The sequence below is a fragment of the Mesorhizobium sp. WSM4840 genome, from assembly GCF_055811755.1.
Window position 1 is genome coordinate 1 of sequence record NZ_JBVVQD010000006.1, and the last position, 13127, is coordinate 13127.

General features: G+C 63.4%; 14 protein-coding genes. 1 reads left to right on the forward strand and 13 read right to left on the reverse strand.

Annotation, left to right across the window (positions count from 1 at the left end; all coding sequences use genetic code 11):
• Nucleotides 1-109 precede the first annotated feature (109 nt).
• Genes AC0L3I_RS10415 through AC0L3I_RS10435 form a run of 5 tightly spaced genes read right to left on the reverse strand, consistent with a single transcriptional unit; the run spans nucleotide 110 to nucleotide 3902 of the window.
• A complete protein-coding gene (locus tag AC0L3I_RS10415; protein WP_473526815.1) occupies nucleotides 110-1081 on the reverse strand; it encodes a quinoprotein relay system zinc metallohydrolase 2 in 972 nt (323 codons plus the stop codon).
• A 34-nt stretch (nucleotides 1082-1115) separates the two neighbouring features.
• Nucleotides 1116-1856 carry an ABC transporter ATP-binding protein gene (locus tag AC0L3I_RS10420; protein WP_473526996.1) on the reverse strand — a complete coding sequence of 247 codons (741 nt, stop codon included), beginning with the start codon at nucleotides 1854-1856 and terminating at the stop codon, nucleotides 1116-1118.
• Nucleotides 1825-2652 carry an ABC transporter permease gene (locus AC0L3I_RS10425; protein ID WP_473526816.1) on the reverse strand — a complete coding sequence of 276 codons (828 nt, stop codon included), beginning with the start codon at nucleotides 2650-2652 and terminating at the stop codon, nucleotides 1825-1827. Before AC0L3I_RS10425 ends, AC0L3I_RS10420 begins: the two co-directional genes overlap by 32 nt.
• On the reverse strand, nucleotides 2649-3653 hold the full coding sequence (locus tag AC0L3I_RS10430) for an ABC transporter substrate-binding protein (RefSeq protein ID WP_473526817.1): 1005 nt from the start codon (nucleotides 3651-3653) through the stop codon (nucleotides 2649-2651). Before AC0L3I_RS10430 ends, AC0L3I_RS10425 begins: the two co-directional genes overlap by 4 nt.
• A 39-nt stretch (nucleotides 3654-3692) precedes the next feature.
• The gene (locus AC0L3I_RS10435) at nucleotides 3693-3902 is read right to left on the reverse strand and encodes a hypothetical protein (RefSeq protein ID WP_473485477.1); all 210 of its coding nucleotides are present in this window, start codon (nucleotides 3900-3902) and stop codon (nucleotides 3693-3695) included.
• A gap of 669 nt (nucleotides 3903-4571) precedes the next feature.
• Here AC0L3I_RS10435 and AC0L3I_RS10440 point away from each other — a divergent pair.
• Nucleotides 4572-4952 carry a c-type cytochrome gene (locus AC0L3I_RS10440; protein ID WP_473526818.1) on the forward strand — a complete coding sequence of 127 codons (381 nt, stop codon included), beginning with the start codon at nucleotides 4572-4574 and terminating at the stop codon, nucleotides 4950-4952.
• A 110-nt stretch (nucleotides 4953-5062) separates the two neighbouring features.
• Here the strand turns inward: AC0L3I_RS10440 and gph are convergent, their stop codons facing one another.
• The 8 genes from gph to tkt all read right to left on the reverse strand — a co-directional run bounded on the left by gph (nucleotide 5063) and on the right by tkt (nucleotide 13123).
• Nucleotides 5063-5764 carry a phosphoglycolate phosphatase gene (gph, locus tag AC0L3I_RS10445; RefSeq protein WP_473526819.1) on the reverse strand — a complete coding sequence of 234 codons (702 nt, stop codon included), beginning with the start codon at nucleotides 5762-5764 and terminating at the stop codon, nucleotides 5063-5065.
• On the reverse strand, nucleotides 5761-6318 hold the full coding sequence (locus AC0L3I_RS10450) for a thioredoxin family protein (protein ID WP_123148281.1): 558 nt from the start codon (nucleotides 6316-6318) through the stop codon (nucleotides 5761-5763). Before AC0L3I_RS10450 ends, gph begins: the two co-directional genes overlap by 4 nt.
• A 40-nt stretch (nucleotides 6319-6358) precedes the next feature.
• Entirely contained in the window at nucleotides 6359-7045 is a 687-nt protein-coding gene (gene rpe, locus AC0L3I_RS10455) for a ribulose-phosphate 3-epimerase (protein ID WP_473485482.1), read from the reverse strand.
• Nucleotides 7046-7107: 62 nt separating this feature from the next.
• Nucleotides 7108-8046 (reverse strand): CbbX protein, encoded by a 939-nt coding sequence (gene cbbX, locus AC0L3I_RS10460; RefSeq protein ID WP_473526820.1) that lies wholly within the window; start codon nucleotides 8044-8046, stop codon nucleotides 7108-7110.
• A gap of 8 nt (nucleotides 8047-8054) precedes the next feature.
• Nucleotides 8055-8489 (reverse strand): ribulose bisphosphate carboxylase small subunit, encoded by a 435-nt coding sequence (locus tag AC0L3I_RS10465; RefSeq protein WP_473485484.1) that lies wholly within the window; start codon nucleotides 8487-8489, stop codon nucleotides 8055-8057.
• Between the two features lie 18 nt (nucleotides 8490-8507).
• Nucleotides 8508-10001, reverse strand: coding sequence for a ribulose-bisphosphate carboxylase large subunit (locus tag AC0L3I_RS10470; protein ID WP_095496323.1), 1494 nt, complete (start codon nucleotides 9999-10001; stop codon nucleotides 8508-8510).
• A gap of 21 nt (nucleotides 10002-10022) precedes the next feature.
• Nucleotides 10023-11102, reverse strand: a complete 1080-nt coding sequence (fba, locus tag AC0L3I_RS10475; protein WP_473526821.1) for a class II fructose-bisphosphate aldolase — start codon at nucleotides 11100-11102, stop codon at nucleotides 10023-10025.
• 14 nt (nucleotides 11103-11116) lie between these two features.
• Entirely contained in the window at nucleotides 11117-13123 is a 2007-nt protein-coding gene (tkt, locus tag AC0L3I_RS10480) for a transketolase (RefSeq protein ID WP_473526822.1), read from the reverse strand.
• Nucleotides 13124-13127 lie beyond the last annotated feature (4 nt).

Here is a 13127-nt window from a genome sequence, read left to right on the forward strand (position 1 = left end):
AGCGAAAACTCGCAACCTGGGATACCGACTACCTGATGGCAGCTCTCCAAGCCCGTTAACCTGGACTCGTTGCCCTGCACCTGATAGCGTCCAACGCTGTCGGTTTGATCTATTCCCATTCGAGTTCGGCAAAGGCGGCCGTGGCATTGCGCTCATTGTAGTCGTCGAACAGATGCCAATTGCCCCGTTCGCTTCCGCCGGCGGTTTTGACTGCCTCGCTGAGCGGCACCCCGTCGGCGATCGCCTTGCGAATATCGCGCGCCAGAACTTCGAAATAGCGCCGCTCCGCCGTCAGCGCCTCAGGCCAGCCGGCCGGCACCGGGCCATGACCCGGCACGGCGCGCGCGGCGCCGATCGCGGCCAGCGCATTCATCTGGCGGAGCCAGCCGAGCAGCGACCCGTCGAGCGTCGGCAAGGAACCTATGAAAACGAGATCGCCGGCAAACAGCGTGCGGGTCGCGCTGTCGAAGACGGTCAGGTCGTTGTCGGTGTGAGCCGCCTTCCATGCCTGCAATTCGAGCACGCGCCCGCCGAGGTCGAGCTGCAGGCGGTCGTCGACCAGCATCGTCGGCGGTATGATCTCGATCCCTTCCATCAGCGCGTCGCCGATCTGTTCGCGAAAGCTTTGCAGGTAGAACGCGCCGCGTGCCTCGAGCGCGCGCGGCAGATTGCGATGGCCGACAATGGTGGCGCCGATCTCCCGGAACGCCGCGTTGCCGAAGATGTGGTCGGGGTGCATGTGGGTGTTGATCAGGTAGCGAACCGGCTTGGCGCTCATCTTGCCGATCGCGGCGATGAGGGCGTTCGCCTCGACCAGGCTGCCGCCGCTGTCGATGACGGCAACGGCGTCGCTGCCGACGACGACGCCCAGGTTCGAGATCGCGCCCTGGTTGGCGGGGCTCATCAATTCATCGACGCCCTGGAAGGCGAAGACGCCGTCGGCGATTTTCCTGAGCTTGAATTCAAGCCCGCCGGCAGCGGCGAGAGCGGCCCGCCCGAGGCAACAGGGCAGCATCGCGGCACTGACCGCGGTGCAGGCGAAGCCATTCACAAGCTTGCGTCTTGTCCGATCGATCGGCATGGCTTCCCCGATATGAATTCGAGCCGTAAGGCGATCAGGCCACGCCCGGAAATTTTTGGTGGAACGACCGTAAAAGGTCGCTCATCACCTGTGGATTGCGATAGTGCCGCGGCAGCCTTACGTCGAACATGCCGAGCACATGGGCCGGCCGCTGTGCGAGAACGATGATGCGATCCGACAGCATCAGCGCCTCGCGCAGATTGTGCGTTACCATCAGGGCGGTGGTAGGCCGCGCCGACCACACGGTCAAAAGCAGGTGCCGAAGCCGCTCGGCGGTTCGTTCGTCGAGCGAGGCAAAGGGTTCGTCCAGGAAAAGCACCGCCGGTTCGGTGGCGAAGGCCCTGGCAAGTGCTGCCCTGCGCGCAAGGCCGAGCGAAAGCTCCGCCGGGTAGAGCGAGCGCATGCCAGCGAGGCCGAGTGTGTCGAACAGCCCGTCGAGGTTCTTCGTTCTCAGGCTTTTCGGCAGCGCCAGCCTGACATTCTGCTCCACCGTCCGCCACGGCAGCAAGATCGGCTCCTGGAACACGGCGGCGATCCGGTTGGAGCCGCCTTCAGGCAGTTGAAACGAGCCGGAAAAGTCTTTGTCCAATCCAAGCAGGATGCGCAGCGTCGTGGTCTTGCCGCAGCCGGACGGCCCCAGCAAGCAGGCGAATTCGCCTTGCCGGACCTCGAAGGAAAGGTCCTGGAGCGCCGGGATCGAGACGCCTTGCGCGGACCTGAAGGTCTTTTCGGCGATGTCGACCCTAAGCGGGACGACGGCGCCAACGGGTTGCATGTCGTTCAATGGGCTGCACCAGAAGGAGTTCGATGACAAGCATCACCGCAACGAAAGCCAGCGTGTAGGCAAGAATGGCGGCGACGTCGAAAAGCTGGAAATAAAGATAGATCTGGAAGCCGACGCCGTTGGAGCGGCCGAGCAGTTCGACCACAAGGACGATCTTCCAGATGAGGGCGATACCGGATCGCGAGGCGGCGGCAAGATAGGGCTGCAGTTGCGGCAGCAGGACATGGCGGATGCGTTCGAGGGGACCGAAGCGGTAGACGGCGGCCATTTCGGCGTAACTCGGATCAAGCGCCCTGGCGCCTTCGCGCATCGTCACCACGACATTGGGGATCTTGTTGACGGCAACGGCGCCAATCGCCGCCGCCTCGTTGAGGCCGAACCAGATGTAGGCAAGCACGATGACGACCAGCGCGGGAATGTTGAGAAACAGGACCAGCCAGGGGCTGAAGAACCGGTCTGCCCTGCGGTGGCTGCCGAGGAGAACGCCGATGACCGAGCCAACGACCATCGCGACGACATAGGCTGCGGCAACCCGGCCGAGGGTCGCGCCGAGATGGTAGAAAAGGTCGCCGTTCGCCGCCTCTGCGAGCAGCACCTGCCAGACCCGCCCCGGCCCAGGAAAGGCCCGGCTCGGCCAGGCATTTGCCGCAAGACCCCACAGCAGACAAAGCCCGAGCAGAGAGACCGCGACCGTCAGCACGGGTGTCAGCGCCGCTGCAAGGCCGGATTGGCTGGAGATATCGGCTGCGGCGCCGGGCGGGCGATCGCCGGTGTCCGGTGCGGTCATTTCGGCAGCTCCTGCCAGAACGTGCCGGGCGCCATCTCGGGCGCGCGGCCGACCAGCTTGTCGCCGCCGATCTCGGCCAGCACGCGGTAGAGTTTTCCCGCGTCGGCCGCATCCTCGGCGACGGGGCGTCTGGGAATGCCCTCGCGATAGCGGTCACGCAGTTTGGCCAATTCCTTGCCCTGTGCTCGGATAATCGGCGCAAGGCGCAGCCACTCGTCGTCGGATCTGGCCAGCAAGTCCTTGGACTGCGCCGAAGCCTTGACGAAGCCCCTGATAGCGTCCGGATTTTCGTTCGCCCATTTGTCATGAAAGACATAGCCGAGCGCCGATACGGCGCCCGAGGCCCCGAGCGCCTTCGCCGCATCATCGGCGCCGATCAGCCGACGAAAGCCGTTGGCCTCGAGCCGGGCGCAAAAATGCCAGAAATTGAGCACCGCATCGAGTTCGCCTTGCATCGCCTTTTCCGAAATCAGCGGCGGCGCGCCAAAGACGATGTCGCTGGTTGCCGGCAGGTCGAGGCCGTGATCGCGTCTGGCCAGCGCCTGGATCAGCAGCCAGCTTTTATCGAGAGGCCCGCCGGCGACGCCGATCTTTCTTCCCTTGAGATCGGTGATCGTGCGGATCGGCGCCGCCTCCTTCACCATGATTGCCCCGACGGCGGTCGAATAGGGGACCAATGTCAGGTCGACGCCTTCCGAGCGCTGGCGCGAGACCCACAGCCAGTCGGAGACGATGATGTCGATCGCGCCGGCCAGCATGGCGACGTTGGTTGCATCCTCGCCGGCGAAGTCGATGATCTGCAGATCGATGCCGTTGGCTGTGTCGAATCTGTGCTGCTTCAGCGTGTCAAGCGCCCAGCTCACGGTGCCGAACTTCAGCACACCAATGCGAACCCTGGCCGTGGCGAAGGAGGGGGTCGTGGCGAAGGACGGCCTTGAGACAAGAGCCGCGGCTGTTCCAAGAGCTGCCAGCCGGAGCGTTGCTCGACGCGAAATCATCATGATGTCTCCTCCCGGGGCCGTAATAGACCGGGGCGCCGATCAGATCGCACGGTCCTTGTTCGGGAAAGCGCATTTCCAGCGCTTGACCGTGAGGGTCGGGTGTTGCTGCGACCATTTCGCGATTTCGCTGGGCGCCAGCATCATACATTGGACCAGAGAGCCGCGGCTCTCGAAATAGAGATGTTCGTCTCGGCAATTGCCCGGATTGGCAATCAGGCAAACCGTCAATATGAGGTCGACCATATCCATTCAGCACCTCTTGCGCGCTTGAAGACGCCCGCTTCGGCGAGATCCGGCCCGATCGGCGAGCCTGGACAAAATCGCCAACTGCCGGAGTCCCGAGGTGCCCATGGAAAACCGGATTGGTTTGAGGCTACGCGTTCGCCTGATGGCCGTCAATAAAGGCGAATGGATGGGGCGCCGGAACCGAGCGCGCTCTGAACTTCGGGGGACGTCGCCGATACCTGAAACAAAAAACCCGCCTCGGGGCGGGTCGTTGGCGCAATCATCATTCCAATTAAATTCCTAGCGTAACTGCCGTCATCTGTCAAGTTGGAACTACCCCTGGTTGCAAGACAATCGCTTCCGTTTGCGCAGCCCCTCATCGCCCTCCGTTGCGGCCAGCCCCCTTCGCCCCGTCATTATACGGGGAGAAGGTGCCGGCAGGCGGATGAGGGGCAGCGCCGACGTCGACAATCGCCAGTACGACTTGGACCCGTCCCTTTTTTCTGAAGCGATTGCCTGTGCGAACCGCTGCATGGTTGACATCGCTCATCTGCCGGGTAGCTTCCAGGATGCAGGCGCCGCAACTCCACTGGGGAGAAGCTTTCGCTCTGCCATAAACGACGCATGCCGATGATCAAAACAACGGCGTGCGCAAATCGTCCAGGGCACCTTGACGATCAATGAGGAAATGCCATGCGTGCAATCGCATTTTTCGCCGTCGTGTCCGTTGCGACGTTCATCACAAACCAATCGCAGGCACAGGATGCCGCCGCGGGTGAGAAGGTCTTCGCCAAATGCAAGGTCTGTCACGTCGTTGACAAGGACCAGAACAAGGTCGGTCCATCGTTGAGCGGCGTTATCGGCCGGACGGCCGGCACGCATCCGGGGTTCAAATATTCCAAGCCCATGACCGAGGCGGGTAAATCCGGCGTCAAATGGGACGAAGCCACGCTGACGACCTATCTTCGCGATCCCAAGGCCATGATCAAAGGCACGAAGATGGCGTTTCCCGGTCTCAAGAAAGACGAGGATCTCGCCAACGTCATCGCCTATCTGAAGCAATACTCCAAGTAACCCGGTTCTTCCGCAGGAAGTAACCCGGTTCTTCCGCAGGAAGTAGCGTTACTTCGCCGGCCGTTCTAACTGCGTTCGGCCGGCGCCGCGCTGATGGCCGGCGCCGCCGGTCAAGCGGCGTCTTGCAGCCTCCGCATGGCGGAAGGCAGGTCGAGCAGGCCGTCGCAAACGAGGTCGGCGCCAAGCTCTTCAACGGCAATTTGGGTGTAGCCGCCGCGCAGCAGAATGACGGGCATGCCGGCGGAGCGGGCGGCGACCACGTCGGCGCTGCTGTCTCCGACCATCAGCGTGTCGCAAGGCTCGACCTGAAGCTGGTCGAGCGCCAGCAGCAGAGCGTCGGGCGCCGGTTTCAGGCATGTCACCGCGTCTCCGCCGACGATCGCGCCGAGATGTTCCGTCAGCCCAAAATGCAGCAGGATTTCGCGAGCCGCCAACTGCGGCTTGTTGGTCACCACGCCCATGGCTATTCCGCTCAAGTGGAAGTGGGTGAGAACCTCCCTGACGCCAGGCATCAGCGTCGTCAGGCCGGTCAGATGTTTGCGGTAGATCGGCGCCATGGCGCGGTTGGCCTCGTCAAGCGCGCTGCCGAGGAGCGGCATACCGGAAGCGGCGAAGACTCGCTCGACCAGTTTCCTGACGCCGCCGCCGATCATCGCCTTGACCTGTACCAGGCGCAGCGGCGGCAGATCGCGGCCGGCCAGCAACTCGTTGACGGCGGCCGTTATATCAGGCGCCGAATCGACCAGCGTGCCGTCGAGATCGAACAGGATCGCTTTCGACGATCGAAACGGCCTACTCATGCCGACGTTCATGCGGCGTCCTTCCACTTGATCGAGCAGCCGATCGAAGCGATCTGGTCCAGCGGTCCGTCGCCGGTTCTGGCAATTTGCTTCATCGCCTCGAACAGGTCGCGCCTCAGCCCGGGCGGTCCGGCGTCGCGTCGCGCCGCGTCCAGCCGGCCGCGATATTGCAGCGTCAAGTCGCTGTTGAGCCCGAAGAAATCCGGAGTGCAAACGGCTCCATAGGCACGCGCCACCGTCTGGCGCTCGTCGTGGAGGTAGGGGAAAGTGAAGCCGTTCGTCCTGGCGAAGAGCTTCATGTTGTCGAAGGAATCATCCGGATAGGCGTCGGCATCGTTGGAATTGATCGCGACAAAGCCGATGCCTTCGGGCTTGAGGTCGTTGGCATCGCGGACGATGCGGGAAATCGCCGCCTTCACATAAGGGCAATGGTTGCAGATGAAGGCCACGACCAGCCCGTTCGGGCCGGCGTGGCTGAAGATCGAATGCGATTTGCCGTCGACGCCGGGCAAAACGGCATCGATGGCTTGCCAGCCGAAATCGCAGACAGGTGGGATTGCCGCCAAGGTTTCCTCCGATGAAATGTTTGGCCTCCGATGAGACGGTTTACGCGGCTTTCCGGATCGCCCCGTCGGCTGCCTGTCTGATGGCGCCGATATTGGCGCGATAGGCAGCTTCGGTGCCGCCCTTGAAGATGGCCGAGCCGGCGACCAGCACATTGGCGCCGGCCGCGCTGACCAGCGGAGCGGTCTCGGGCGTGACGCCGCCGTCGATCTCGATGTCGATCGGGCGGCTGCCGATCAGTGCCTTGACCCGCCTGACCTTGTCGACGACAGCCGGAATGAACGCCTGGCCACCGAAACCCGGATTGACGGTCATCAGAAGCACCAGATCGAGCCGGTCGAGCACATATTCGATGACGCTTTCCGGCGTCGACGGGTTCAGCGACACGCCGGCCTTCCTGCCGAGATTCCTGATCGCCTGCAGCGAACGGTCGAGATGCGGCCCGGCCTCGGCATGCACCGTGATGATGTCGCAGCCGGCATCGGCGAAGGCGGCGAGATAGGCGTCGGCCGGCGCGATCATCAGGTGGCAGTCGAAGATCTTGTCCGTTCGATCACGGATCGCCTTGATCACCGGCGGACCGAAGGTGATGTTGGGCACGAAATGGCCGTCCATCACGTCGAGATGGATCCAGTCGGCGCCCGCCCGGACGACCGCTTCGACCTCGTCGCCGAGCCGCGAGAAGTCCGCAGAAAGCACCGAGGGCGCGATGATTGTCTTGGTACCCATAGTCGTCGGCTCCCGTTCCGTCTTCCGTTTCCGGTCGCTGCACACCAACCGGAGTCATCTTGTCAGCGCGCCTTCGTCACCGGCTCGCCTTCGAGCTTGCCTTCCGCGAACACGCGGCTGCCGCGAATATCGGATTCTTCAATGGTGATAAGGTCGGTCTTCGTCAACACCCGGTCGCGCGACGCGAAAAGCCGGTTGGCCTGGCGAAGCCGCGCCCGATCGAGCCCATTGCGGACCGAGCGGGCGTTGGAGAAATGCGGCAGCCGCATGCGGATCGGGAGATACTCTTCGAGCGCCTTGGCCGCCGCCTCGCTGAGACGGTAATTCTGTTCCGCCAGCATGATCTCGGCGATCGATTTGAGTTCGCTGACGCCGTAGTCGGGAAAATCGAGGTGGTGGGCGATGCGCGAGCGCATGCCGGGATTACTGTCGAAGAAGCGGTCCATCTTGTTCTTATAGCCGGCAAGAATCACAACCAGATCGTCACGGTTGTTTTCCATGCATTGCAGCAGGATTTCGATCGATTCCTGGCCGTAGTCGCGTTCGTTCTCGGGCTTGTAGAGATAGTAGGCCTCGTCGATGAAAAGCACCCCGCCCATGGCGCGCTTGATTACTTCGCGGGTTTTGGGCGCGGTGTGGCCGACATACTGGCCGACGAGATCGTCTCGCGTCACCGCGACCATGTGGCCTTCGCGAACATAGCCGAGACGATGCAGGATTTCGGCCATCCTCAGCGCCACGGTGGTCTTTCCGGTGCCCGGATTTCCGGTAAAGTTCATGTGCAGCGTCGGCGCGCCCGAGGTCAGGCCGAACTTGCGGCGAAGCCGGTCGACCAGGAGCAGCGCCGCGATCTCGCGGATGCGGGTCTTGATGGGCTTCAGGCCAACGAGTTCGCGGTCGAGCTTGTCCATCACCTCGTCGATGTTGGACGCCTCGAACTCGGCCTGCAGATCAACCGATTCGTCCTGCGCGGCAGTGCCCTTTGCTATCGCGTCCAGCATGGTTTCGGCTAGCTCCGCTCGCCTTCGGGCCTGTCGGTCGCATAAGGCACGATCGAATAGCCCTGGCTGCGGCCGTCGCGCTCCTGGCGCAGCAGCCGGAACCCGGGTTCGTTGGGCGGCCGGTTGACGATGAACGACATGCGCGGCGCTTCCCAGCCCTTGCTCGAATCGAAGGCGGTGACCCGGACATACATGTTGGGCATGGCTTTCCGGCAGCTATTGATTTCAAGCAGGATGCCCGCCGGGTCCTTCAGGTCGAACATCGGGTTGCCGTACATTTCCCAATAGGTGTTTCGCGGATGCGGATCGTCCGTGTACTCGACGCTGACCGCCCAGTGGTTTTTCAGCGCGTATTTGATCTGCGCCGAAATCTGCTCATCGGTCAGGTCGGGGAGGAACGAAAACTGTCCCTGCGTGACCTTGTTTCCCGGATTGGTCATCATGGCGACGGTTCCTTTCGTCTAGAAGCTGGGCGTTGCGGTTGGCACGAAGTCGGCCGTGTCGGTCGATTCGTAGTTGAAGGTGACGTCCTTCCAGGTCTCCAGGGCCGCCTTCAGCGGCGTGCACCATCTGGCCGCCTGTTCGAGGATTTTGGTCCCTTCGCGCAGATAGTCGCGGCCCTCGTTGCGGGCGAGGATCATCGCCTCCAACGCGACACGATTGGCCGTCGCGCCGGCCTGGATGCCATCCGGATGGCCAATCGTGCCGCCGCCGAACTGCAGGACGACGTCCTCGCCGAGATAGTGGATCAACTGGTGCATCTGGCCGGCATGGATGCCGCCCGAGGCGACGGGCATCACCTTGTTGAGCGAGGCCCAGTCCTGATCGAAGAACAGCCCGGTTTCGAGGTTCTGCGGCGTGCGCTCCTCGCGCAGCGTGTCATAAAAACCCTTGATCATCAGCGGGTCGCCTTCCAGCTTGCCGACAACCGTGCCGGCATGGATGTGATCGACGCCGGCCATCCGCATCCATTTGCAGATGACGCGAAAATTCATGCCGTGGTTCTTCTGGCGCGAATAAGTCGAGTTGCCGGCGCGGTGCAGGTGCAGGATCATGTCGTTGCGGCGTGCCCACTTGGCCATCGACTGGATCGCCGTGTAGCCAATGACGAGGTCGATCATGACGATGCAGGAACCAAGCTGTTTTGCGAATTCGGCGCGCTCGTACATCTCCTCCATCGTGCCGGCGGTGACGTTGAGATAATGGCCCTTGACTTCGCCGGTAGCGGCCGACGCCTTGTTCACAGCCTCCATGCAGTAGAGGAAGCGGTCGCGCCAGTGCATGAAGGGCTGCGAGTTGATGTTCTCGTCGTCCTTGACGAAGTCGAGGCCACCCTTCAACGCCTCGTAGACGACGCGGCCGTAGTTGCGGCCTGACAGGCCAAGCTTCGGCTTCGTCGTCGCGCCGAGCAGCGGCCGGCCGAACTTGTCGAGCCGCTCGCGCTCCACCACGATGCCGGTCGCCGGGCCCTGGAAGGTTTTGAGGTAAGCCACCGGGATGCGCATGTCCTCGAGTCGCAAGGCCTTGACTGCCTTGAAACCGAACACGTTGCCGATGATCGATGCAGTCAGGTTGGCGATTGAGCCGGGCTCGAACAGGTCGAGATCGTAGGCGATATAGGCGAAGTACTGCTGCTCGGTCTTGGTGCCGGGACCTGTGTTCGGCACCGGCTCGGATTTGAACGCCTTGGCGCGGTAGAGCTCGCAGGCGGTCAGTCTGTCGGTCCACACCACGGTCCATGTCGCTGTAGAGGATTCACCGGCGATGGCGGCGGCCGCCTCCTCGTGGTCGACACCGGGCTGCGGCGTGATCCGAAACATGGCGATCAGGTCGGTCTCCTTGGGCCGGTAGTCCGGCTCCCAGTAGCCCATCTTCTTGTAGGGGATGACGCCCGACTTGTAGCGTTCCTTGCCTTCCTTGAGCGTGCCTGCTGACGGCATGTCGATCTTGTTCATGACAGGTCTCCTGTTTGCCGCTCAGGCGGCTTTCGCGGTTGCGATCTGCGGGTCGAGTTTTCCCGCGGCGTAACGTTTCGCCATCTCGTCCATGGCGATGACCCTGATCTTCGAGGCGTTGCCCGCCGTGCCGAAGCGTTCAAAGCGATCGCGGCAAAGATCGCGCAGGGCGTCCATGGCGGGCTTCAGGAATTTGCGCGGATCGAATTCGCGCGGGTCCTCCGTCGCGACGCGGCGGAACTGCCCGGCCATGGCCATGCGGCAATCGGTGTCGATGTTGACCTTGCGCACGCCGTAGCGGATGCCGCGCTCGATCTCCTCCACCGGAACGCCAAAAGTCTGGGGCATCTCGCCGCCAAACCTGTTGATGACGTCCTGCAGTTCCTGCGGCACCGAGGAAGAGCCATGCATGACCAGATGCGTGTTGGGCAGCTTTTCGTGGATCGCCTCGATCACCTGCATGGCGAGGATGCCGCCGTCCGGCTTGCGGCTGAATTTGTAGGCGCCGTGCGAGGTGCCGCAGGCGATCGCCAGCGCGTCGACCTGGGTGGCGGTGACGAAGTCGACCGCCTGATCGGGATCGGTCAAAAGCTGGTCGTGGGAAAGTACACCTTCGGCGCCATGCCCGTCCTCGGCCTCGCCCTGGCCGGTCTCCAGCGAGCCGAGCACGCCGAGCTCGCCTTCGACGGAAGCGCCGACCCAATGCGCCATGCGGGCGACACGTTCGGTGATGGCGACGTTGTAATCGTAGCTCGCCGGCGTCTTGGCGTCCGCCATCAATGACCCGTCCATCATCACCGAGGTGAAGCCGTGGCGGATCGCCGAAAGGCAGGTGGCTTCGTTGTTGCCGTGGTCCTGATGGATGCAGAGCGGAATGGCCGGATGCATTTCGGTCAACGCCTCCATCATCTTGGCCAGCATGATGTCGTTGGCATAGGAGCGAGCGCCGCGCGAGGCCTGGATGATGACTGGCGCGTCGCAGGCCCTGGCTGCCTCCATGATGGCAAGGCCCTGTTCCATGTTGTTGATGTTGAATGCCGGAACGCCGTAGCCATGCTCGGCGGCATGGTCGAGAAGCTGGCGAAGGGTGATGCGGGCCATTTTTGGGGTCCTTCCTAGATGATGAGCTTCAGCGCCGCTGCGGCGACGGCTTCGGGCGTGATGTCGAAATGCCGGTAGAGATCCGGGGCAGGGGCGCTGGCACCGAAACCGGCCATGCCGACGAACACGCCGGTGTCGCCGGTCCAGCGATCCCAGCCGAGCCGTGCTGCGGCTTCGACCGCAATGCGCGGCGCCGAGCCGAGGACGGTCTTGCGGGTGTCGGTATCCTGTTCCTCGAACAGCTCCCAGCACGGCATCGAGACGACGGCGGCGGCGATGCCGTGCCCGGTCTCCAGCCGTTCAGCGGCGGCAACGGCGATCTCGACCTCCGAGCCGGTGGCGATCAGCGTCACGGCGCGGTGCCCGGCTGGCTCGCGCAGGACGTAGGCGCCCTGGCTCGACCGGTTCTCGTCGCTATATGCCTGGCGCAGCATCGGCAGGTTCTGCCGCGAGAGCACCAGCACGCTCGGCCGATTCTTGCTCTTCAGCGCCAGTTCCCAGCACTCCGCCGTTTCGATGATGTCTGCCGGCCGGAAGACGTTGAGGTTGGGCGTCGCCCGCAGCATCGCCAGGTGCTCGATCGGCTGGTGGGTCGGGCCGTCCTCGCCGAGACCGATGGAATCATGCGTCATCACATAGATGACGCGCTGGCCCATCAGCGCCGAGAGCCGCATGGCGCCGCGCGCATAGTCGGCGAAGCACAGGAAGGTGCCGCCATAAGGCACGAAGCCGCCATGCAGCGCGATGCCGTTCATGGCCGCGGCCATGCCATGCTCGCGGATGCCGTAGTGGATGTAGCGGCCGGCATAGGCACCAGGCGCTATGCGATCCATGCCCTTGGTGATCGTCAGGTTCGAATGCGTCAGGTCGGCGGAGCCACCGACGGTCAGCTCGGTTGCGGCGTTGATGGCGCCGAGCGCCATTTCGGAGGCTTTTCGCGTTGCGACCTTGGTCGCCTTTTCGACATGCTCCTTGCGGAAGGCGTGGAGCGCTTCGAAGACCGCGTCGGGCAGGGTGCCGGCGACCGCGCTCTCGAAGGTGTCGCGCTGCGGCGAGGCGGCAAGCTGCTGCTCCCAGGCGTGCCGTGCCGCTTGCCCGCGCTCGGCAATTTCGCGCCAGGCGAACAAGATGTCGTCCGGCACCTCGAACGGCGCGTAGGCCCAGCCGATGTTTTCACGCGTCGCGGCGATCTCCGCGTCGCCCAGCGGCGCGCCATGCGTCTTTTCCGAGCCGCCCAGATTGGGCGCGCCCTTGCCGATCACCGTGCGGCAGGCAATCAGCGAGGGCCGGTCAGACTGCTGCGCCGCTTCGATTGCCGCTGCAACGGCTTCCGTGTCGTGGCCGTCCACCGATTGGACATGCCATCCGGCGGCTTTGAACCGTGCCGGCTGGTCCATCGATGTCGACAGCGAGGTCGGTCCGTCGATCGAGATCGCATTGTCGTCCCAGAAGACGATCAGCCGGGACAGCTTCAGATGGCCAGCAAGGTCGATCGCCTCGTGGCTGATGCCTTCCTGCAGGCAGCCGTCGCCGGCGATCACGTAGGTGAAATGGTCGACGAGATCGGCGCCGTGGCGGGCGGCAAGCATGCGCTCCGCCAGCGCCATGCCGACGGCGTTCGAAATGCCTTGTCCAAGCGGACCGGTCGTCGTCTCGATGCCAAGCGCATGGCCATATTCGGGATGTCCGGCGGTGCGGCTGCCCAGCTGGCGAAACCGCTGCAATTCCTCGATCGGCATGTCTTCGTAGCCGAGCAGGTAATGCAGCGCATATTGCAGCATCGAGCCGTGCCCGGCCGAAAGCACGAAGCGGTCGCGATCGGGCCAGTTGGGCGCCGACGGATCGATATTGATGAAGCGGCTGAACAGCACCGTCGCGACATCGGCCATGCCCATCGGCATGCCCGGATGACCGGAATTGGCCTTTTGGACGCTGTCCATCGCCAGTGCGCGAATGGCGTTCGCCATGTCGCGTTCCGAGACGGCGGCGACGGGCTTCAGGGCTGCTGCTTGGCTGTTCATGGCG

What these genes read in the sequence shown, in the direction of transcription:
- AC0L3I_RS10415 (WP_473526815.1), bottom strand. Translation starts at nt 1,081, where the DNA reads ATGCCGATCGATCGGACAAGACGCAAGCTTGTGAATGGCTTCGCCTGC.
- AC0L3I_RS10420 (WP_473526996.1), bottom strand. Translation starts at nt 1,856, where the DNA reads ATGCAACCCGTTGGCGCCGTCGTCCCGCTTAGGGTCGACATCGCCGAA.
- AC0L3I_RS10425 (WP_473526816.1), bottom strand. Translation starts at nt 2,652, where the DNA reads ATGACCGCACCGGACACCGGCGATCGCCCGCCCGGCGCCGCAGCCGAT.
- AC0L3I_RS10430 (WP_473526817.1), bottom strand. Translation starts at nt 3,653, where the DNA reads ATGATGATTTCGCGTCGAGCAACGCTCCGGCTGGCAGCTCTTGGAACA.
- AC0L3I_RS10435 (WP_473485477.1), bottom strand. Translation starts at nt 3,902, where the DNA reads ATGGATATGGTCGACCTCATATTGACGGTTTGCCTGATTGCCAATCCG.
- AC0L3I_RS10440 (WP_473526818.1), top strand. Translation starts at nt 4,572, where the DNA reads ATGCGTGCAATCGCATTTTTCGCCGTCGTGTCCGTTGCGACGTTCATC.
- gph (WP_473526819.1), bottom strand. Translation starts at nt 5,764, where the DNA reads ATGAACGTCGGCATGAGTAGGCCGTTTCGATCGTCGAAAGCGATCCTG.
- rpe (WP_473485482.1), bottom strand. Translation starts at nt 7,045, where the DNA reads ATGGGTACCAAGACAATCATCGCGCCCTCGGTGCTTTCTGCGGACTTC.
- cbbX (WP_473526820.1), bottom strand. Translation starts at nt 8,046, where the DNA reads ATGCTGGACGCGATAGCAAAGGGCACTGCCGCGCAGGACGAATCGGTT.
- AC0L3I_RS10465 (WP_473485484.1), bottom strand. Translation starts at nt 8,489, where the DNA reads ATGATGACCAATCCGGGAAACAAGGTCACGCAGGGACAGTTTTCGTTC.
- AC0L3I_RS10470 (WP_095496323.1), bottom strand. Translation starts at nt 10,001, where the DNA reads ATGAACAAGATCGACATGCCGTCAGCAGGCACGCTCAAGGAAGGCAAG.
- fba (WP_473526821.1), bottom strand. Translation starts at nt 11,102, where the DNA reads ATGGCCCGCATCACCCTTCGCCAGCTTCTCGACCATGCCGCCGAGCAT.
- tkt (WP_473526822.1), bottom strand. Translation starts at nt 13,123, where the DNA reads ATGAACAGCCAAGCAGCAGCCCTGAAGCCCGTCGCCGCCGTCTCGGAA.